We start from the raw sequence: 20,129 nt of genomic DNA, 5'->3' as shown, positions 1-20,129 counted from the left end.
CCGGAATGCTCCGGGGCCCTTCGTGCGATTCGGCGACTAGCTGTAGTTGCCGGGGGTGAAGTCGTCGCTCGAGAACGCGTCGAAGTCGACGAAGCTGAGGTCGCCCTCGGCGAAGGCCGCGTCGTCGGCGAAGATGCGGTTCGGGTAGCGCTCCGCCTTCGCCTCCTCCGTGGCCTCGACCGCGACGCTCCGGTACTTGTTCAGACCGGTGCCGGCGGGGATCAGCTTTCCGATGATCACGTTCTCCTTGAGGCCGACGAGCGGGTCGGACTTGCCCTCCATGGCGGCCTGCGTGAGCACGCGGGTCGTCTCCTGGAAGGACGCGGCCGACAGCCACGACTCGGTCGCGAGCGAGGCCTTGGTGATACCCATGACCTCCTGGCGGGCCGAAGCCGTCTTCTTGCCCTCGGTGAGCGCCGCACGGTTGATCTCGTTGTACCGCGAACGGTCGACGAGCTCGCCCGGGAGCAGGTCGGTGTCGGCGTGGTCGACGACGGTGACCTTGCGGAGCATCTGGCGGACGATGACCTCGATGTGCTTGTCGTGGATCGGCACGCCCTGCGAGCGGTACACGTCCTGCACGCCGTCCACCAGGTGCTTCTGCACCTCGCGGACGCCCTTGACCCGGAGGACCTCCTTCGGGTCGACGGTGCCGACGATCAGCTGCTGGCCGAGCTCGACGTGCTGGCCGTCCTCCACGAGGAGGGTGGAGCGCTTGAGCACGTTGTACGCGATCGGCTCGTCGCCGTTGTCGGGCGTGAGGATGACCTTGCGCTGACGCTCGGTCTCGTCGATCGTGATGCGGCCGGGGGCCTCGACGATGGGCGACGCACCCTTGGGGGTGCGAGCCTCGAAGAGCTCCTGCACGCGGGGAAGACCCTGCGTGATGTCGTCGGCCGAGGCCGAACCACCGGTGTGGAAGGTACGCATCGTGAGCTGGGTGCCCGGCTCGCCGATCGACTGGGCCGCGATGATGCCGACGGCCTCGCCGATGTCCACGAGCTTGCCGGTCGCGAGCGAACGGCCGTAGCACTTCGCGCAGACGCCGACCGCGGACTCGCAGGTGAGCACCGAGCGGACCTTGATCGACTCGACGCCGGCCGCGATGAGCTCGTTGATGAGCACGTCGCCGACGTCGGAGCCGGCCTCGGCCACGACCTCGCCCTTCGCGTTCACGGCGTCGGCCGCGAGCGAGCGGGCGAACACCGAGTTCTCGACGTTGGGGTCGCGGACGAGCTCGCCCGAGGCATCCGTCGTCGCGATCGGCAGGTCGAGGCCGCGCGTCGTGCCGCAGTCGTCCTCGCGGATGATGACATCCTGCGAGACGTCCACCAGACGACGGGTCAGGTAGCCCGAGTCGGCGGTACGGAGCGCGGTGTCGGCGAGGCCCTTGCGGGCACCGTGCGTGGCGATGAAGTACTCCGCCACCGACAGCCCCTCGCGGTACGAGGAGATGATCGGACGCGGGATGATCTCGCCCTTCGGGTTGTTCACGAGGCCTCGCATGCCGGCGATGTTGCGCACCTGCAGCCAGTTGCCACGAGCGCCCGACGTCACCATGCGGTTGATGGTGTTGTCGGTCGGGAAGTTCTCCTGCATGGCCCGGGCGACCTCGTCGGTGGCCTTGGTCCAGATCTGGATGAGCTCCTGGCGACGCTCGAGGTCGGTCGTGAGGCCCTTCTCGAACTGCGACTGCACCTTGGCGGCCTGCTTCTCGTACTTCGAGACGATCTCGCCCTTGTTCGGCGGGGTCACGATGTCCGAGAGCGCGACGGTCACGCCCGAACGGGTCGCCCAGCGGAAGCCGGCGTCCTTGATGCGGTCGAGGGTCGCGGCGACCTCCGTCTTCGGGTAGCGCTCGGCGAGGTCGTTGACGATCGACGAGATCTGGCCCTTGCCGGCCTGCTGGTTGAAGAACGGGTAGTCCTCGGGCAGCGCCTCGTTGAAGAGGGCGCGACCGAGGGTCGTCTCCATCAGGAACGGCTTGCCCGACTCGAAGCCCTCGGGCTCGTCGCCCTCGGCGAAGTGCAGGCCCTCGAGGCGGATCCGCACCTTGGCGTTGAGGTCGAGCTCGAGCGCGCCGAAGCGGTTCTGGTCGAACGCGAGGATCGCCTCGGCGATCGACGAGAACGCACGGCCCTCACCCGCTGCGCCGTCCTTCTGCGTGGTCAGGTGGTGCAGGCCGATGATCATGTCCTGCGAGGGCAGGGTCACCGGACGGCCGTCCGACGGCTTCAGGATGTTGTTCGACGCGAGCATGAGGATGCGGGCCTCGGCCTGGGCCTCGACCGACAGCGGCAGGTGCACGGCCATCTGGTCGCCGTCGAAGTCCGCGTTGAACGCGGCGCAGACGAGCGGGTGCAGCTGGATGGCCTTGCCCTCGACGAGCTGCGGCTCGAACGCCTGGATGCCGAGGCGGTGCAGGGTGGGCGCACGGTTCAGCAGCACGGGGCGCTCGCGGATGATCTCCTCGAGCACGTCCCACACCTGCGGACGCGAACGCTCCACCATGCGCTTGGCAGCCTTGATGTTCTGCGCGTGGCTGAGGTCGATGAGGCGCTTGATGACGAACGGCTTGAACAGCTCGAGCGCCATCTGCTTGGGCAGGCCGCACTGGTGCAGCTTGAGCTGCGGGCCGACCACGATGACCGAACGGCCCGAGTAGTCGACGCGCTTGCCGAGCAGGTTCTGGCGGAAGCGACCCTGCTTGCCCTTGAGCATGTCGCTCAGGGACTTGAGGGCGCGGTTGCCGGTGCCCGTGACGGGGCGACCACGACGGCCGTTGTCGAACAGCGCGTCGACGGCCTCCTGCAGCATCCGCTTCTCGTTGTTCACGATGATCTCGGGGGCACCGAGGTCGAGCAGGCGACGGAGGCGGTTGTTGCGGTTGATCACGCGACGGTAGAGGTCGTTGAGGTCGGACGTGGCGAAGCGACCACCGTCGAGCTGCACCATCGGGCGCAGCTCGGGCGGGATCACCGGGACGACGTCGAGCACCATCGCGGCGGGCGAGTTGCCCGTGGCGAGGAACGAGTTGACGACCCGGAGGCGCTTGATGGCGCGGATCTTCTTCTGGCCCTTGCCCTCGGCGATCTGCAGGTGCAGGTCCTCGGCCTCGGCCGCGAGGTCGAACGCCTCGAGGCGCTTCTTGATGGCCTCGGCGCCCATGTAGGCGTCGAAGTACATGCCGAAGCGGTCCTGGAGCTCGTGGAAGTCCGAGTCCTCGGGCTTGAGGTCGCCGACCTTGAGGGTGCGGAAGGCCTCCCACACGCGCTCGAGGTGCGCGAGCTGCTCGTCCGCGGACTTGCGGACGCCGGCCATCTCCTTGTCGGCGGCGGCCTCGGCGCGCTTGCGCACGTCGCTCTTGGCGCCCTCGGCCTCGAGCTCGGCGAGCTCGGCCTCCTTGCGCGCCATCAGCTCGGCGATGCGCGCGTCGCGCTGGTCGCCGATCGTCTTGAGCTCGAGGCGGAGCTCGTTCTCGAGGCCGGGCATGTCGGCGTGACGACCCTCGTCGTCGACGTCGATCACCATGTAGGCGGCGAAGTAGATGACCTTCTCGAGGTCCTTCGGCGCCATGTCGAGCAGGTAGCCGAGGCGCGAGGGCACGCCCTTGAAGTACCAGATGTGGGTCACCGGGGCGGCGAGCTCGATGTGGCCCATCCGCTCACGGCGCACCGAGGACTTCGTGACCTCGACACCGCAGCGCTCGCAGACGATGCCCTTGAAGCGCACGCGCTTGTACTTGCCGCACGCGCACTCCCAGTCGCGGCTGGGTCCGAAGATCTGCTCGCCGAAGAGGCCGTCCTTCTCGGGCTTGAGCGTGCGGTAGTTGATGGTCTCGGGCTTCTTGACCTCGCCATAGGACCAACGACGGATGTCGTCGGCGGTGGCCAGACCGATGCGAAGCTCGTCAAAAGTGGTTGCGTCGAGCAATTTCTCTCCTAGAAAAAAGTCTCTGTCGTCGTTCTGGCCGGGGATCAGATCTCGTCGATGTTCGACGACTCGAAGCGCGCGGAGATGTTGATGCCGAGCTCCTCCGCAGCGCGGAAGGCCTCGTCATCGGTGTCGCGCAGGCTCACCGCGGTGCCGTCGGCCGAGAGGACCTCGACGTTCAGGCAGAGCGACTGCATCTCCTTCATGAGCACCTTGAAGGACTCGGGGATGCCGGGCTCCTGGATGTTCTCGCCCTTGACGATCGCCTCGTACACCTTGACGCGGCCGAGGATGTCGTCGGACTTGATCGTGAGGAGCTCCTGGAGCGCGTACGCGGCGCCGTAGGCCTCGAGGGCCCACACCTCCATCTCACCGAAGCGCTGGCCGCCGAACTGCGCCTTACCACCGAGCGGCTGCTGGGTGATCATCGAGTACGGGCCGGTGGAGCGCGCGTGGATCTTGTCGTCCACGAGGTGGTGCAGCTTCAGGATGTACATGTAGCCGACCGAGACCGGGTACGGGAAGGGCTCGCCTGAGCGGCCGTCGAAGAGCTGCGTCTTGCCGCTCGAGTCGATGAGCCGCTCGCCGTCGCGGTTGGGGAGCGTCGAGTCGAGCAGACCCGCGATCTCCTCCTCGAGGGCGCCGTCGAACACCGGGGTCGCGACCTTCGTGCCGGGAGCGGCCTCGTGCGCGGCCTCGGGCAGGCGCTTCGCCCACGTCGGCTTGCCTTCGACCTTCCAGCCCTGCTTGGCGACCCATCCGAGGTGGGTCTCCAGCACCTGGCCGAAGTTCATGCGGCCGGGGATGCCGAGCGGGTTGAGGATGACGTCGACCGGGGTGCCGTCGGCGAGGAACGGCATGTCCTCGACCGGCAGGATCTTCGAGATGACGCCCTTGTTGCCGTGACGGCCCGCGAGCTTGTCGCCCTCGGTGATCTTGCGCTTCTGGGCGATGTAGACGACCACGCGCTGGTTGACGCCCGAGCCGAGCTCGTCGTCGCCGTCCTGCGCGTCGAACACCTTGACGCCGATGATCGTGCCCTGCTCGCCGTGGGGGACCTTCAGCGACGTGTCGCGCACCTCGCGGCTCTTCTCGTTGAAGATCGCGCGGAGCAGGCGCTCCTCGGCCGAGAGCTCGGTCTCGCCCTTCGGCGTGACCTTGCCGACGAGGATGTCGCCGGGACGCACCTCGGCGCCGATGCGGATGATGCCGCGCTCGTCGAGGTCGGCCAGCAGGTCGGGGCTCACGTTGGGGAGGTCGCGGGTGATCTCCTCCTTGCCGAGCTTGGTGTCGCGGGCGTCGACCTCGTACTCCTCGATGTGGATCGAGGAGAGGACGTCGTCCTTCACCAGGTTCTGGCTGAGGATGATCGCGTCCTCGAAGTTGTGGCCCTCCCATGGCATGAACGCCACGAGGAGGTTCTTGCCGAGCGCGAGCTCGCCGTTGTCGGTCGCGGGACCGTCGGCGATGACCTCGCCGGCCTCCACGCGGTCGCCGGCGGAGACGATGACGCGGTTGTTGTACGACGTGCCCTGGTTCGAGCGGTCGAACTTGCGCAGGTAGTACGTGTCGGTGCCGCCCTCGTCGAGCTGCACGGTCACGAAGTCGGCCGAGACCTCGGTCACGACGCCCGAGCGGCCGGCGGTGACCACGTCACCCGCGTCGACCGCGGCGTAGCCCTCCATGCCGGTGCCGACGAACGGCGAGTCGCTGCGGAGCAGCGGCACCGCCTGGCGCTGCATGTTCGCACCCATGAGGGCGCGGTTCGCGTCGTCGTGCTCGAGGAACGGGATGAGCGACGTGGCGACCGACACCATCTGGCGCGGCGAGACGTCCATGTAGCCGATCTCGTCGGCGGGGAACAGGTCGACCTCGCCGCCCTTCTTGCGGGCGAGGACTCGGTCTTCCACGAAGTGGCCGTCGGCCTTCAGGGGTGCGTTGGCCTGGGCGACGATGTAGTCGTCCTCCTCCATCGCGGTGAGGTAGTCGATCTGCTCGGTGACCTTGCCCGTGACGACCTTGCGGTACGGCGTCTCGATGAAGCCGAACGAGTTGATGCGCGCGAAGGACGCGAGCGAGCCGATGAGGCCGATGTTCGGGCCTTCCGGCGTCTCGATCGGGCACATGCGGCCGTAGTGCGAGGGGTGCACGTCGCGGACCTCGACGCCCGCGCGGTCGCGCGAGAGGCCGCCGGGGCCGAGCGCCGAGAGGCGGCGCTTGTGCGTGAGGCCGGCGAGCGGGTTGTTCTGGTCCATGAACTGCGACAGCTGCGAGGTGCCGAAGAACTCCTTGATCGCCGCGACGACGGGTCGCACGTTGATCAGGGTCTGCGGGGTGATCGCCTCGATGTCCTGCGTCGTCATGCGCTCGCGGACGACGCGCTCCATGCGGCTGAGGCCGGTGCGCACCTGGTTCTGGATGAGCTCGCCCACCGCGCGGATGCGACGGTTGCCGAAGTTGTCGATGTCGTCGACGTCGAGGCGGATCTCCACGTCCTTGCCACCGCGGCGGCCGGGCAGCGTGGCACGGTCCTCGTGCAGGGCGACGAGGTACTTGATCGTGGCGACGATGTCCTGCACCGTGAGCACCGAGTCCGTCAGCGGGGCCTCGAGGCCGAGCTTCTGGTTGATCTTGTACCGGCCGACCTTGGCGAGGTCGTAGCGCTTCGGGTTGAAGTAGAAGTTGTCGAGGAGCGCACGCGCGGCCTCGGCGGCGACCTGCTCGCCCGGACGCAACTTGCGGTAGATGTCCTTGAGCGCCTCCTCCTTGGTGAGGATGTTGTCCTTCTCCAGGGTGAGCGCGATGGACTCGTAGCCGGCGAACTCTTCGAGGATCTCCTCGGAGGTGAGGCCGAGGGCCTTCAGGAAGACCGTGACCGACTGCTTGCGCTTGCGGTCGATGCGGACGCCGACCTGGTCGCGCTTGTCGACCTCGAACTCGAGCCACGCACCGCGGCTCGGGATCACGCGCGCCGAGTAGATGTCCTTGTCGGACGTCTTGTCGGGGGTGCGCTCGAAGTAGACGCCGGGCGAACGGACGAGCTGCGACACGACGACGCGCTCGGTGCCGTTGATGACGAAGGTGCCCTTGGGGGTCATGAGCGGGAAGTCGCCCATGAACACCGTCTGGGTCTTGATCTCGCCCGTGAGGTGGTTCATGAACTCGGCGTTCACGTAGAGCGGGGCGGAGTAGGTCTTGCCCTTCTCCTTGCACTCGTCGATCGTGTACTTCGGCGGCTCGAGCTCGGGGTTCGTGAACGAGAGCTGCATGGTCTCGCCGAGGTCCTCGATCGGCGAGATCTCCTCGAAGATCTCCTCGAGGCCGGTGGCCTCGGGCAGGTCCTGGCGACCGGCCTCGACCGCCGCCTCAACGCGCGCCTTCCACGCGTCGTTGCCGACGAGCCAGTCGAAGCTCTCGGTCTGGAGGGCGAGCAGGTCGGGTACCGTGAGGGTGTCGGTGACCTTTGCGAACGAGAGGCGGCTTGCACCGCGTCCGTTCTTGGGGGTGGGCGTGGTTGCGTTGCGCGCAGCAGCCAAGTGAATTAACCTCCATCGGCCCCGTCGGGCCGGTTCACTGTCGGTAGCGGAGAGTAGGACCCCCGAGACGTGTCGCGGATGCCTGAGGTCATGAACCCCGGCACGCGAAAGCCGACCACAATATGAAGGCAGGGTAGGTCTGGGAGCGCAAAGAACAACTATATGCGATACGGCGCGCCATGTCCAGTCGGAATCTTGATTTGTGCGCCGATGTCGGGTATAACCCCGCGACAGCCCCACTGATTCCCGTGCCACGCCGGCGCGACGACCGCGCCGATCCCCGTGCCATGCCCGCGCGACGCTCGCTCGCGGGCACCACGACGCCCCGCCGGCGAGGGTGCCGGCGGGGCGTCGGTCGTCGTCCCGGAGCGCGTGGCCGCGGTCAGGCGCCCCACTCGATCCGCACGGTGTCCGGACGTCCGGGCACCATGCTCACGTCGACCGTCGAGCCGGGTGTCACACGGGCGAGGTGCAGCGGCGCGAGCTGCTCGGTGCGCGTCACCGGCAGCGGGAACCCGCTCGGCATCGCCACGACGAGGTCGAGCTCGACCACGACGTTCATGCCGATGACCATGGGCAGCTGGCGCGCGTCGACGACGTTCGCCGTGGCACGCAGGCGCACGGCCTCGAGCGCGGCGTCCTCGGGGCGAGGGGTGGTCGCGGCGAGCACGCGGCTCGCGTCCTCCATGGAGCGGCTCGCGGCGGCGAGGCTCGCGCCGACGTCCATCCGGTCGTAGGCGGCGTTCGCCTGGCGGGTGAGGGTCGTGAGGTCCTTGAGGAAGCCCATCTCAGACCACCGCGTAGATCTCGTTGAACCGGCGGCCGACGCCGCGGTCGGCCTGGATGCGCGCGCCCCAGCCCGACTGCGCCTCGGCCCACGAGGCCGGGTCGACGCCGAACATGCCGGCGACGACGGGCAGCTTGGTCTCGTCGTACTGGTACGCGGCGATGCCCTTGACGATGCGCGCGTAGCGGTCGAGGTCGACGCCCGCGATGGGCTCGAGGTTGCCGGGCGCCGGCTGCGCCGTCATCGCGTGCACGGCCTGCGCGTCCATCTGGGCGCGGTAGGACTCGGACTGGACCGAGAGGGCGTTGGCCTGGTCGATGAGGCCGGGCGCGGCCTGGACCATCTTCGCCATGTCGCCGAACTGCTTGAACATGTTCATCATCTGCTCCTGAGGTCGGTGCCGGGCGATCGCCCGGCGTCGGTGTTCGTGTGGTGGGTGGTTCGCCTGGTGGATCAGTGCGCCGGTGCGACGTCGTACTCGGCGACCGTGCGCTCGACGTAGGCCTCGAGGTCGACGGGCCGGGCGGATGCCGCGGCGCGCGCTTCGTCGGAGGGCCCGCGATCGGGCGCCGCCACGCCGGCGGGCGCTGCGGTGAGCGCCACCGTGGTCGCGAGCGCCCCGGCGAGGCCGAGGGCCGCGAGCCGCGACGCGAGCGGGCGACGTCCGTCGCCGGCCGACTCGGGCACGTGGGTGGTGGATCGCATCCGGGTCGCTCCTGCCGGTCGTGGGCCGCGGGCTTCGGGCTCCGCGGGGCAGCGGTGGCTGCCGGAGATCAGCTTGGTTCGGCGGCGTGCGGCCGCGGATGGGCAGGGGCTGCTCAATCGCGTCGGGAGGACGTTGCTCACGTCGCGGCATCCGTTGCTCAGTGGGTGGCGACGATTGCTCAGGGAGGCGCTCGCCGTTGCTCAACGGGCACCCGTTCGGGGTACACCGTCGCCCTGCTCCGGCGACGGGCGAGGTCGTACAGTGAATCCACCGGCGTCGCCGGGAACCGAGGGTGAGGGTGTCGGTGGGACCTGGGGAGTCGGCGGGGGCGCCGCGCGGGCTGGACGAGGCGTGGCCGCTGGTCGGCCGGGACGCGCTCGTCGACCGCGGCGTCGCGGCGCTGAGGGACTCCGCCCGAACGCTGCTGGTCTACGGCCCGTCGGGCATCGGCAAGAGCCGCGTGATGCGGGCCGTGACCGAGCGCCTCGGCGACGACGGCTGGTGCGTGCTCGCGGCGAGCGGCAACACGGCCCTCAGCGCCGTGCCCCTCGGCGCGCTCGCACCCGTGCTGGCCGGCGACCCCGTCGCGATGGTGACGGCGGCGGGCGATCCGGTCGCCCTCTACGCCGCGGCGAGCGCGGCCGTGCGCGAGGTCGCGGCCGGACGGCGCACGGTCCTCGCCGTCGACGACGTCTCGGCGGTCGACACGGTCTCGGTGGCGCTCATCGCCCAGCTCGTGGAGTCGGGCGTGCTGCGGCTCATCGGCACGGTCGGCGAGTCCGACCCGGTGCCCGACGGGCTGCTCTCGCTCGCGGCGGCCGGCGACGCGGTGCGGCTCGACCTCGCTCCGCTCGACGTCGACGAGGTCAGCGAACTGCTCACGCGCGTGCTCGGGGGACCCATCGCGCACCGCGACGCGGTCGAGCTGCACGGGGTGTCGCAGGGCAATCCCCTCTTCCTCCGCGAGCTCGCGATCGGCGCGGCCGACGCGGGGTCGCTCGTCTCGGCCGACGGGCTGTGGCAGCTCGTCGGCGAACCGGTCGGCACGCCGGCCCTGCGCGACCTCATCCGCGCCCGGCTGCGCGTGCTCGGCGACGACGAGCGCGACACGGTCGAGCGTCTCGCGCTCTGCGAGCCGCTCGCGTTCGACGAGTTCGCCCGGCCCGGCGCGCCCGAGGCGCTCGCCAAGCTCGAGATGCGCGGCCTCATCCGCGTCGACGAGTCGGGCGCGCGCATGCGGGTGGGACTGGCCCACCCGCATTACGCCTCCGCGGTGCGCGACAGCATCCCGCGGCTCCGCGCCGTCTCCCTCCTCCTCGAGCAGGCCGACCTCGTCGCCTCCCGCGCGATGACCCCGGCCGACGAGCTCCGGGTGGCGATCTGGCGCCTCGACGCCGGTCGCCCGTCCGATGCGGGCGTGCTCGCCCGCTCGGCGTCGCTCGCGCGCATGGCGCACGACCGGCGCACCGCCGAGCGCCTGGCCGCGGCCGCCGTGGCCGCCGGCGCCGACGACGCGGCGGGGCTCCTGCTGCACGGCGAGCTGCTCTGGTCGCTCGGCCGGGCCGAGGACGCGCTCGCCGTGCTCGCGCGCGCCGAGGAGCGCGCGGTCACCGATGGCGATCCGCCCGAGCTGCTCGCCGCCATCGGCGCAGCCCGTGCCGACGTGTTCGGCGGCGACCCGCTCGGCAGCGCGCGCGGGCTCGAGCTGCTGGAGTCGCTCGAGGACGCACTGCCCGGGCAGTCCGCGACGATCGCGCTCAGCAAGGCGGTGCTCCTCGTCAACCTCGAATACGCGCACGACGCGCTCGCCCACGTCGAGTCCGCCGCCGCCGTGGCCGGCGACACCGCCTTCGAGCAGGCCGTGCTCGACCTGTCCCGGGCGATGCCGCTCGTGACGCTCGGACGCGACGCCGAGGCGATCGCGTCCGCCGAGCGCGCGGTGCGGTTCGCGAAGGCCGACCACTCGGTCATCGTGCCCCGGCGCGCCGAGCTCGCGCTCGCGCACGTGCTCATCGCGGCCGACCGGCTCGACGACGCGCGGGCGACGGTCATCGAGTCGCTGCACGACGCGATCCGGCACGACGACGCCCTCACCGCCCGGCTCGACGAGTTCATGATGGGCCGCATCTTCTGGCAGCTCGGCCGGCTCGACACGGCCGCGCGCTGGTTCCGCGACACGGTCGGCGGCGCCGAGCTGCACGGCCCGAAGTCGCTGCGCGAGTTCGGACGCTGCTTCCTCGCGATCGTCGCGGCCGAGCAGGGCGACGTCGCGCGCGCCCGGGAGCTGCGCGCCCAGGTCATCGCGGGACTCGACGAGGACAACTCGGTCACGGCGCTCGCCGACGCGTGGATCGCCGTCGGCGAGGGGCGTCTGGATGCCGCGGCCGCGACGATCCTCGCCCGCGTCGACGTGCTCGAGCATCGCGGCGCCGTGAGCGTGGCGGCGGGCCTCCTGCACCACCTCGTGCGGTTCGGATCACGCGCCCACGCGCGCACGGCGGCCGAGCGGCTCGGGCGGCTCGCCGCGGCATCCGATTCGCCCGCCGTGCGCCGTCGACTCGCGCACGCCGCGGCCGAGGCGGCCGCCGACGCGGCGGCGCTGCGCGCGGTGGGCGCCGAGTGGGAGTCGATCGGGCACCTCCTCTTCGCGGCCGAGGCCTACGCCTCGGCCGGGCAGGCGGCCCGCGCGGCCGGAAACGGTCGCGAGGCGACCGCCGACCTCCAGCGTGCGGCGTCGCTCGCCGCCGCCTGCGAGGGCGCGCGCACGCCGCTGCTGCGGTTCTCCGACGGCGCGGAGCCGCTCACGCCGCGCGAGCGCGAGATCGCCTCGCTCGCCGCGCAGGGGCTCAGCTCGAACGAAATCGCGACGCGCCTCTTCCTCTCGCCGCGCACGGTGAACAACCACCTGCAGTCGACGTACACGAAGCTCGGCATCCGCGGACGGCACGAGCTGCGCGCCTGAACGCCGCGGCGAACTGCCGTGCCACGACGACACCCGCTCAGGCGGTGACGACCTCCGCCCGCGCGCCCTCGAGCCGCTCGCCGACCGCGGCCACCGCCTCCTTCGCCACGCCGAGGTCGGCGAGGCTCGTGAGCAGCGTGGAGACCATGGTGTCGAACGCGGCATCCGTGATCTCGAGGTCGGCGTGCGCCTCGCGCAGGCTCCGGCCCGAGAACACCTGCGGACCGCCGAACGCGGCCGTGAGGAAGGCGCGCTGGTGCGCCTTGAGGCGGTCGAGGTCGATGCCCTCGAACCAGCGGCCGAGCTGCTCGTCGGCGGTGATGCGGTTGTAGAACACCGTGACGGCCGTGCGCACCCCGTCGGGACCGCCGAGCTGCTCGTAGACCTCGGCCATGCCGCCTCCTCGTCGTCGCGTGGTCCCAGTGTCGGGCATTCGCGGCGAGCGCGCATGAGCAACCGTTGCTCACCCCACGCGTCGCCGCCGGATCGTGGCACGATGCAGGCATGGCGCCACCGCGCATCGAGTTCGAGGCCGACGTGTTCTCCCGCACCGGGATGACGCTCCTCGTCGACGGCGCGGCGCAGTCGCACGTCGATCCCGACGACCCGACCCGCCTGTTCTTCGAGTACGTGCGCCGGATCGGCCACGTGCTCGACGCGGTGCGTCCGGTGGGCGAGCCGATCCGCGCGCTGCACCTCGGCGGCGGCGCCTTCACGCTCCCCCGCTACGTCGCCGCGACCCGGCCCGGCTCCGAGCAGGTCGTGGTCGAGCACGACGCCGAGCTCGTCGACCTGGTGCTCGGCCGGCTGCCGCTGCCCGCCGACGCCGACATCAGGGTGGTCGTGGCCGATGCCCGCGAGATGCTCTCGCCGCTCGCGGCCGCCCGCCCGTTCGACGCGGTCGTCCTCGACCTCTACACGGGGCTCGACGCTCCCGCCTTCGTCGACGAGCCGGCCTTCATGGGCGGATGCCTCGCGCTCCTGTCGGCCGGCGGCCTCCTCGTCGTGAACGTGGCCGACGCCGCCGGGCTCGCCCGCCTGCGCGCGCAGACGCGGGCCCTCGCCCGGGCCGACCCGGGCGCCGCCCTGCTCGTCGCGGGCGACCCGACCACGCTCTCGGGCGCCGAGGAGGGGAACGCCGTGCTCGTGGCCGCGCCCGACGGCCTTCCGACGGGTCTCGAAGACCGGCTCGAGCTGGGCGGCCCGTTCCCCGCCGAGGTGCTCACGGAGCACCGGCTCGACGTCGCGCTGTGGGGCGCCTGCTGAGCCGCGCCGCGTCGCGTACGGCACCGAGCGGATGCCGCGACGCGGCCGCTCGCGCACGAGGCGGGTAGCGTGGCATCCGTGCCCGACCTCGAACGCCGCCTCACCGTGAGCGGCCACGTCGCCCGCCTCGAGGAGTCGCGCAGCGTGCCCGGGTCGTGGACCCTCTTCGTCGACGGCACCCCGCAGTCGCACGTCGAGCTCGACCGCCCCGACTGGCTCGGCTTCGAGTACGTGCGGCGCATCGGCCACGCCGCCGACCTCGTGCGGCCCGAGCGCGAGCCGATCACGGCGCTGCACCTCGGCGGCGGGGCGCTCACGCTGCCCCGCTACATCGCGGCCACCCGGCCCGGCTCGCGGCAGCAGGTCGTCGAACTCGAAAGCGACCTCGTCGAGTTCGTGCGCGAGCACCTGCCGCTCCCCCGCGGCGCCCAGGTGCGCATCCGGCACGGCGACGCGCGCGAGGTGCTGCAGAAGCTGCCGGCCGGCCTCGACGGCGCGGTCGACCTCGCGGTGGTCGACATCTTCTCGGGTGCGCGCACCCCGGCGCACGTCACGAGCGCCGAGTTCTACGGACTCCTCGCACCGCGGCTCGCGCCCGAGGGCATCGTCGCGGTGAACGTCGCCGACGGCGCCGGGCTCGCGTTCGCCCGCTCGCAGGCGGCGACGCTCGCGCACGTGTTCGCGCACGTCGCGATCGCGGCCGACACGTCGATGCTGAAGGGGCGGCGGTTCGGCAACGTGGTCATGTACGCGTCCGACCAGGAGCTGCCCTTCGCGGGCCTGCCCCGACGGCTCGCGAGCGACCCGGCCCCGGCGAAGCTCGTCGACGGCGACGAGCTCCGCCGGTTCATCGCCGGCGCACCGGTGGTGACGGATGCCACGGCGGTGCCGTCGCCGCCGCCGGCGCGTTCGGTCTTCCTCTCGAAGCCGGGTCGCTGATCGGGTGCGTCACGTCGGGCGGCGTCACCCGGCCGCGCGCACCGCGCTCGGGCCGCTCTCGTTCCAGACCCGGTCGAGCGCCGTCACCGAGTAGGCGTACGCACGACCGGCCTCCGCCGTGACATCGGTCCACCGCTGCACGACGCCGGCCTGCGCCCGCACGGTCGCCACGAGGTTCGTCGCGTCCTCGACGTCGATCGCGTCGGCCGCACCGTCGACGCGGTAGACCGCGAACGAGGTGGCACGGCGGGTCGGCGGCGCGGCATCCGACCACTGCAGCTCGACGCCGCCGTCGGTGCGCGCGACCCGCGCGAGCACGGGGGTGCGCACGTCCGTCGCCGGCAGCCACTCCATGGCCGGCACGATCGCAGGGTGCGCGTAGTGGTCGGCCACGACCCGCGACATCGAGCCCTGCGGGTCGGCGGGCACGTGCTTCGCCGAGAAGTACACGTTGCCGTGCACCGGTGTGCCGGCGGCGTCGATCTCGCGGTCCATCGTGAGGTGGTTCGACAGCTCGGCCGGGTCGGTGAACACGCCCGAGGTCACCTTGTAGAGCGCCTCGCCGATGTAGAGATGCGTGCCGGATGCCGCGGCGACCTCGGCCCACCACGGCACGAGCTTCGCGTAGTCGGCGACCGCCAGCCCGATCTGCCAGTAGACCTGCGGGTTGATGTAGTCGAGCCAGCCCTCGAGCACCCACTTGCGGGTGTCGGCGAACTGCAGGTCGTACGACTGCGAGCCGCCCGTCTCGGAGCCGAGCGGGTCGGTCGCGCGGTTGCGCCAGATGCCGAACGGGCTGATGCCGAACTTCACCCAGGGCTTCAGCGCCTTGATGCGCTCGGAGATCGACCGCACGAACGTGTCGACGTTGTGGCGGCGCCAGTCGGCCACGTCGTCGAAGCCGGCGCCGTGCGCGGCGAAGGTCGCGGCATCCGGGACCACCTGGCCCGCCACCGGGTAGGGATAGAAGTAGTCGTCGAAGTGCACGCCGTCGAGGTCGTAGTGCTCGACCGAGTGCAGGATCGCCCGCTGGATGTGCTCCTGGACCTCCGGCAGGCCCGGGTCGAAGTAGAGCTTGCCGCCGTAGGCCCAGATCCACTCCGGGTGAACGCGTGCGGGGTGCTCGGGCACGAGCTGCGCCGGATCCGCCTGCATCGACACGCGATAGGGGTTGTACCAGGCGTGCAGCTCGAGGTTGCGGGCGTGCGCCTCCTCGACGATGAACGCGAGCGGGTCGTAGCCCGGGTCCTGCCCCTGCACGCCCGTGAGGTACTGCGACCACGGTTCGAGCGGACTCGGCCAGAACGCGTCGGCGGTGGGCCGCACCTGCACGAAGACCGCGTTGAGGCGGAACTGCTCCGCCACGTCGAGCCAGTGCAGGAACTCGGCGCGCTGTGCGTCGGCGCTGAGGCCGGTGCGGCTCGGCCAGTCGATGTTGACGACCGACGAGATCCACATCGCGCGCAGCTCGCGCTTGCGCGGTCCGGCAGCGGCGGCCGCGGTCGCGGCCGCCGTCGTGCCGAAGGCGTTCGCGTGAGCGGGCGCGGGTGCGAGGCCGCCGATCGTGACGGTGAAGGCGGATGCCGCGACGCCCGCGACGGCGAGCGTGAGGAAGCCGCGGCGGCCGACCGCTGCGGTGGGTTCGTCGGCGGGCAGGGACTGGCGGTGCGTCATCGATCCTCCAGGGTCGGGTCCGGTTTGGAAGATACTTCCATACATCTTCGACCTTGTGAAGGATTGCTTCCGAGTCACCGGCAACGCATCAGCGTCGGGCGCCCGGCTCATCGCGCGTGCCGTAACCGCACCTCCTGCCCCGGACGCACCTGCGCCATCGCGTCGAGCGAGCCCGGGGCGACGATCGCGATGACGGGATAGCCGCCCGTGACCGGCCGGTCGGCGAGCAGGATCGTCGGCCGCCCGTCGCCCGCCACCTGCATCGAGCCCGGCACGGTCGCCTCGCTCGCGAGCTCCCCAGGGCGCAGCCGCTCGAGCGCCGGCCCGACGAGCCGCACCCCGATGCGGTCGGCCTGCTCCGAGACGCGCCAGGGCCGTTCGAACAGCGCGGCGCGCGCGGCATCCGTGAACCAGTCGGCCCGCGGGCCGGGCAGCAGCGCGAGCGTGACGTCCTGCGGCGGCGGGAAGGCGACGTCCTGGTCGATCACGGGCACGGATGCCGCGGGCTCCGCGCCGATCGGGAGCACCTGCCCAGCGACCACGGGCTCGGGGCCGATCGCGGCGAGCGTGTCGCGCGACCGTGACCCGAGCACCGCCGGCACGTCGAGGCCGCCGCGCACGGCCAGCACGTAGCGGATGCCGCGCGCCGCCGTGCCGAGCTCCAGGACCGAGCCGTCGCGCGCCCGCGTCGCCGCGTACGGCGCGACCGGCCGGCCGTCGAGCGTGACCGGACCCCACGCGCCCGTCACCGCGAACCACGCCTCGCCCTCGAACCGGGCGTGGAATCCGCCGACGAGCACCTCCAGCGCCGCCGCGCCGTCGGGGTTGCCGACGAGCCGGTTCGCGAGCGTGAGCGCACCGCGGTCGAGGGCTCCGGAGGCCGGGAGGCCGAGATGGGCGAGCCCCGGGCGGCCGAGGTCCTCCACGAGCGCCGAGGCGCCCGGGTGCTCGACGCGCAGGCGATTCATGCCGAGCCGACCGCCTCGAAGCGCACGCGGCGACCCGGCGCGAGCAGCGCGGGCTCGGCCGCCTCTGGGTCCCAGAGGATCGCGTCGGTGCGGCCGACGAGTCGCCAGCCGCCCGGGCTCTGCCGCGGGTACACGCCGCCGAAGGCACCCGCGATCGCCACTGACCCAGCGGGCACTCGTGGACGGGGCGCCTCGAGCCGGGGCACCTCGAACGGCCAGTCGTCGCTCACGAGGTAGCCGAAGCCCGGGGCGAAGCCGACGAAGGCGACACGCCATTCGGCCGAGGCGTGCGCCCGGACGAGCGCTTCGGCGGAGACGCCCAGGAGCGCGGCCGTGGTCGCGAGGTCCTCGCCGTCGTAGACCACCGGGATGACGACCGGGTCGGCCGTCGCACCGGCCACCCGCGAGCCCGCCTCGGCGGGGATGCGCCGGACCCACGTCGCCGCGGACTCGAGCGGAAGGCGGGCCGGGTCGACCGCGACGAGGATCGTGCGCGCGGCGGGCACGAGTTCGACGACGCCCGGGTGCGGGTCGGCGGCGAGCGCGTCGTGCAGCGCGAGCACCTCCTCGAGCGAGTCGCACTCGACGAGCAGGGCCGCGTCGCCGCTCGGCAGCAGTCGGCGGCTCATGCGAACGCCCGGATCTCGACGCCCGCGCCCTCGAGCGCGTCGCGCACGGCGCGGGCCATGGCCACCGCGCCCGGGGTGTCGCCGTGCAGGCAGAGGGAGTCGGGCGCGAGCTCGACGCGGCTGCCGTCGTCGGCGGTGAGGCCGCCCGTCTCGGCGAGCTCGAGCGCGCGGTCGGCCGCGGCCGCCGGGGCATCGACGACCGCGCCCGGCTCGCCGCGGGGCACGAGCGACCCGTCGGCGACGTAGCCGCGGTCGACGAACGCCTCTCGGGCGAACCGGAGGCCCGCGGCATCCGCCGCCCGTTCGAGCTCGCTGTCGGGCGGGCCGAGCACGGGCAGGGTGGGGTCGTAGTGGGCGACGGCCTCGACGAACGCATGGGCGGCGCGCTCGTCGGCTGCGAGCCGGTGGTAGAGCGCGCCGTGCGCCTTCACGTAGCGCACGCGCGTCCCCGCGCCGCGGGCGACGCCGTCGAGCGCGCCGAGCTGGACGAGGAGCTCCGCGGCGATCTCGGGCGGGCTCGTGTCGAGCGCGCGGCGTCCGAAGCCGACGAGGTCGCGGTAGCCGGGGTGGGCGCCGAGGGCGACGCCGTGGCGCACCGCGCGACCGGCGCTCTCGGCCATCGTCAGGGCGTCGCCGGCGTGGTACCCGCACGCGACGTTTGCGCTCGAGACGATCGCGAACATCGCCTCGTCGTCGCCGACCCGCCACTCGCCGAAGGATTCGCCGAGGTCGCTGTTGAGGTCGATCCCAGGCGTCATGCTCCCATTCTGCCGAAGCAGCGCGCACACTGGGATGGGGAGGTCGCATGCCGAACGCGGTACGTGCGCAGCGCCGGGGGCGTCGATCCGGTGCCCCGAGCGCCGCGGCCGCGGCATCCGTCGCCCTCGCCTCGATCGCCGTGCTCGCCGCGTGCGTCGGCGCGCCCGAGCGAAGCACGCTGCCGTCGACCCCGCCCGGCACGCCCGCGGCGCCGACGGCCACGGCGACGCCGACCCCGACGGGCCCGCCGCCCGTGCTGCTGCCGAGCGGCGGCGTCGAGGTCGTGGCGCAGGGACTGCAGGCGCCGTGGTCGATCCTGCGGCTGCCCGACGGCGGCGTGCTCGTGAGCGAGCGCGACACGGCGAACGTGGTCGAGGTGCTCGGCGACGGGTCGCTGCGGGTCGCCGCCACCGTGCCCGGGGTCGTGCCCGGCGGCGAGGGCGGACTGCTCGGGCTCGCGTTCCGCCCGACCGACGGCGACGACCCCGACTACGTCTACGCGTACTTCACCGCGGCATCCGACAACCGCATCGTGCGGATGCCGCTCACGGGCGAGCCCGGCTCCCTCGGCCTCGGCGCGCCCGAGGACGTGCTCACCGGCATCCCGAAGGCGGGGAACCACGACGGCGGACGCATCAGGTTCGGGCCCGACGGGTTCCTCTACGCGACGGCCGGCGACGCCGGGAACCGCGACACCGCACAGGACCCGGGGTCGCTGTCGGGCAAGATCCTGCGGATGACGCCCGAGGGGCGGCCGGCGCCGGGCAACCCGTTCGACAACTTCACCTGGTCGTTCGGGCACCGCAACCCGCAGGGCATCGCGTGGGACGCGAACGGCGACCTCTGGGCCGCGGAGTTCGGCCAGAACACGTGGGACGAGCTGAACCGGATCCAGCCCGGCGGCAACTACGGCTGGCCGATCGTCGAGGGGCAGGCGGGCGACTCGCGCTTCATCGATCCCGTGCAGCAGTGGTCGACCGCGGACGCCAGCCCGAGCGGGCTCGCGATCGTCGGCGACACGCTCTTCCTCGCCGCACTGCGCGGCGAACGGCTCTGGACCATCGCCCCCGCGACCGCCGGCGGGGCCCTCACCGCGACGCCGTGGGTCGTCGGCGAGCTCGGGCGGTTGCGCGACGTGACGGCGGGCCCCGACGGGGAGCTCTGGTTCATCTCGAACAACACCGACGGTCGCGGCTCGCCCTCGCCAGGCGACGACAAGCTGTTCCGGGTGCGCCTGGCGCCGGCGGGGTAGCGGTCGCCGAAGCCCGCCCCCGGAAGAGCCGGAAAGCCCGGAATGCCGCGCGAAACGCGGCCCCGTTCGGGGGCCAGTGCCTCCGTCGCGAGGTCGGTGGGCGGGACTATTCTCATCCCATGGCGGATCTCGAGCGGGTTCGGCGATGGGCGGAGGCCCTGATCGTCCTGCACCTCGATGCCGCGGTGTGGAGCTTCGGCTTCGACAACGCGAAGAAGCGCGCGGGCCTGTGCAACTACACCGCCAAGCACATCTCGGTGTCGCGCTACCTCGCCGCCCGCTACGACGACGACGAGATCCACCAGATCCTGCTGCACGAGGTCGCGCACGCCATGGCCGGGCCGCGCGCCGGGCACGGGCCCAAGTGGGCGACGATCGCGTCCGACCTCGGCTACGTCGGGCGTCGCACGCACGACGGCGAGGTCGCGCACGAGTTGGCGCCATGGGTGGGTCGCTGCCCCGCGGGGCACGAGCATTTCCGCTACCGTGAACCCCAGCGCCCACTGAGCTGCGGTCTGTGCCGTCGCGGATTCGATCGGGCGAACCTCATCGTCTGGCGTCATCGCGAGATCACGCCTGCGGTGCGGCGGCGGGCCGCGAGCGCGGCAGCCGGCTGACCGCCGCGTCGGCCGGGTCGTCGAGCGCATGCCCACCGGCGCATGCGTCCCACCCCCAGCAGCGCGGATGCGGCGTCCGCGACGTCCGAGGATGGTTCCCC

At 72.0% G+C, this 20,129-nt stretch carries 15 protein-coding genes; 5 read left to right on the top strand and 10 right to left on the bottom strand.

Annotated features, from left to right (window positions below; all coding sequences use genetic code 11):
• Positions 1-36 precede the first annotated feature (36 nt).
• The 5 genes from rpoC to ACFVN5_RS06110 all read right to left on the bottom strand — a co-directional run bounded on the left by rpoC (position 37) and on the right by ACFVN5_RS06110 (position 8,961).
• A complete protein-coding gene (gene rpoC, locus ACFVN5_RS06130) occupies positions 37-3,933 on the bottom strand; it encodes a DNA-directed RNA polymerase subunit beta' (RefSeq protein ID WP_376953934.1) in 3,897 nt (1,298 codons plus the stop codon).
• A gap of 44 nt (positions 3,934-3,977) precedes the next feature.
• Positions 3,978-7,469: a DNA-directed RNA polymerase subunit beta gene (rpoB, locus tag ACFVN5_RS06125; protein ID WP_376953933.1), complete on the bottom strand. Its 3,492-nt coding sequence runs from the start codon at positions 7,467-7,469 to the stop codon at positions 3,978-3,980.
• Between the two features lie 382 nt (positions 7,470-7,851).
• Positions 7,852-8,256: a hypothetical protein gene (locus ACFVN5_RS06120; protein WP_376953932.1), complete on the bottom strand. Its 405-nt coding sequence runs from the start codon at positions 8,254-8,256 to the stop codon at positions 7,852-7,854.
• A gap of 1 nt (position 8,257) precedes the next feature.
• Positions 8,258-8,635, bottom strand: a complete 378-nt coding sequence (locus ACFVN5_RS06115) for a hypothetical protein (protein WP_376953931.1) — start codon at positions 8,633-8,635, stop codon at positions 8,258-8,260.
• A gap of 74 nt (positions 8,636-8,709) precedes the next feature.
• Positions 8,710-8,961, bottom strand: a complete 252-nt coding sequence (locus tag ACFVN5_RS06110) for a hypothetical protein (protein WP_376953929.1) — start codon at positions 8,959-8,961, stop codon at positions 8,710-8,712.
• A 299-nt stretch (positions 8,962-9,260) separates the two neighbouring features.
• Here ACFVN5_RS06110 and ACFVN5_RS06105 point away from each other — a divergent pair, with 299 nt between their 5' ends.
• A complete protein-coding gene (locus tag ACFVN5_RS06105) occupies positions 9,261-11,924 on the top strand; it encodes a LuxR C-terminal-related transcriptional regulator (RefSeq protein ID WP_376953928.1) in 2,664 nt (887 codons plus the stop codon).
• A gap of 37 nt (positions 11,925-11,961) precedes the next feature.
• On the opposite strand, the gene ACFVN5_RS06100 is transcribed toward ACFVN5_RS06105, so the two are convergent.
• A complete protein-coding gene (locus ACFVN5_RS06100; protein ID WP_376953927.1) occupies positions 11,962-12,318 on the bottom strand; it encodes a group 1 truncated hemoglobin in 357 nt (118 codons plus the stop codon).
• 110 nt (positions 12,319-12,428) lie between these two features.
• Here ACFVN5_RS06100 and ACFVN5_RS06095 point away from each other — a divergent pair, with 110 nt between their 5' ends.
• Together ACFVN5_RS06095 and ACFVN5_RS06090 are read left to right on the top strand one after the other, a co-directional pair.
• On the top strand, positions 12,429-13,190 hold the full coding sequence (locus tag ACFVN5_RS06095) for a spermidine synthase (RefSeq protein ID WP_376953925.1): 762 nt from the start codon (positions 12,429-12,431) through the stop codon (positions 13,188-13,190).
• A gap of 78 nt (positions 13,191-13,268) precedes the next feature.
• Positions 13,269-14,129: a spermidine synthase gene (locus ACFVN5_RS06090; RefSeq protein WP_376953924.1), complete on the top strand. Its 861-nt coding sequence runs from the start codon at positions 13,269-13,271 to the stop codon at positions 14,127-14,129.
• 24 nt (positions 14,130-14,153) lie between these two features.
• Here the strand turns inward: ACFVN5_RS06090 and ACFVN5_RS06085 are convergent, their stop codons facing one another.
• From ACFVN5_RS06085 to ACFVN5_RS06070, 4 genes are all read right to left on the bottom strand, one after another.
• Entirely contained in the window at positions 14,154-15,803 is a 1,650-nt protein-coding gene (locus tag ACFVN5_RS06085; protein WP_376953923.1) for a glycoside hydrolase family 10 protein, read from the bottom strand.
• 107 nt (positions 15,804-15,910) lie between these two features.
• Positions 15,911-16,771 carry a biotin-dependent carboxyltransferase family protein gene (locus ACFVN5_RS06080; RefSeq protein WP_376953922.1) on the bottom strand — a complete coding sequence of 287 codons (861 nt, stop codon included), beginning with the start codon at positions 16,769-16,771 and terminating at the stop codon, positions 15,911-15,913.
• The gene (locus ACFVN5_RS06075) at positions 16,768-17,400 is read right to left on the bottom strand and encodes an allophanate hydrolase subunit 1 (protein WP_376953921.1); all 633 of its coding nucleotides are present in this window, start codon (positions 17,398-17,400) and stop codon (positions 16,768-16,770) included. Before ACFVN5_RS06075 ends, ACFVN5_RS06080 begins: the two co-directional genes overlap by 4 nt.
• Entirely contained in the window at positions 17,397-18,158 is a 762-nt protein-coding gene (locus tag ACFVN5_RS06070) for a LamB/YcsF family protein (protein WP_376953920.1), read from the bottom strand. Before ACFVN5_RS06070 ends, ACFVN5_RS06075 begins: the two co-directional genes overlap by 4 nt.
• A 47-nt stretch (positions 18,159-18,205) precedes the next feature.
• On the opposite strand from ACFVN5_RS06070, the gene ACFVN5_RS06065 reads away from it, so the two are divergent.
• Positions 18,206-19,411, top strand: a complete 1,206-nt coding sequence (locus ACFVN5_RS06065; protein ID WP_376953919.1) for a PQQ-dependent sugar dehydrogenase — start codon at positions 18,206-18,208, stop codon at positions 19,409-19,411.
• Between the two features lie 119 nt (positions 19,412-19,530).
• Positions 19,531-20,028: a SprT-like domain-containing protein gene (locus ACFVN5_RS06060; protein ID WP_376953918.1), complete on the top strand. Its 498-nt coding sequence runs from the start codon at positions 19,531-19,533 to the stop codon at positions 20,026-20,028.
• Positions 20,029-20,129: the final 101 nt, after the last annotated feature.

Source organism: Agromyces sp. NPDC057865, assembly GCF_042796995.1.
GTDB lineage: Bacteria > Actinomycetota > Actinomycetes > Actinomycetales > Microbacteriaceae > Agromyces.
The sequence above is the reverse complement of the archived record's forward strand: the minus strand, read 5'-3'. Positions and strand labels throughout refer to the sequence as shown.

Excerpts from the sequence above, each read along its gene's own strand:
- ACFVN5_RS06120 (WP_376953932.1), bottom strand. The coding sequence starts at position 8,256 with ATGGGCTTCCTCAAGGACCTCACGACCCTCACCCGCCAGGCGAACGCC.
- ACFVN5_RS06115 (WP_376953931.1), bottom strand. The coding sequence starts at position 8,635 with ATGAACATGTTCAAGCAGTTCGGCGACATGGCGAAGATGGTCCAGGCC.
- ACFVN5_RS06110 (WP_376953929.1), bottom strand. The coding sequence starts at position 8,961 with ATGCGATCCACCACCCACGTGCCCGAGTCGGCCGGCGACGGACGTCGC.
- ACFVN5_RS06100 (WP_376953927.1), bottom strand. The coding sequence starts at position 12,318 with ATGGCCGAGGTCTACGAGCAGCTCGGCGGTCCCGACGGGGTGCGCACG.
- ACFVN5_RS06095 (WP_376953925.1), top strand. The coding sequence starts at position 12,429 with ATGGCGCCACCGCGCATCGAGTTCGAGGCCGACGTGTTCTCCCGCACC.
- ACFVN5_RS06085 (WP_376953923.1), bottom strand. The coding sequence starts at position 15,803 with ATGACGCACCGCCAGTCCCTGCCCGCCGACGAACCCACCGCAGCGGTC.
- ACFVN5_RS06080 (WP_376953922.1), bottom strand. The coding sequence starts at position 16,771 with ATGAATCGCCTGCGCGTCGAGCACCCGGGCGCCTCGGCGCTCGTGGAG.
- ACFVN5_RS06075 (WP_376953921.1), bottom strand. The coding sequence starts at position 17,400 with ATGAGCCGCCGACTGCTGCCGAGCGGCGACGCGGCCCTGCTCGTCGAG.
- ACFVN5_RS06070 (WP_376953920.1), bottom strand. The coding sequence starts at position 18,158 with ATGACGCCTGGGATCGACCTCAACAGCGACCTCGGCGAATCCTTCGGC.
- ACFVN5_RS06065 (WP_376953919.1), top strand. The coding sequence starts at position 18,206 with ATGCCGAACGCGGTACGTGCGCAGCGCCGGGGGCGTCGATCCGGTGCC.
- ACFVN5_RS06060 (WP_376953918.1), top strand. The coding sequence starts at position 19,531 with ATGGCGGATCTCGAGCGGGTTCGGCGATGGGCGGAGGCCCTGATCGTC.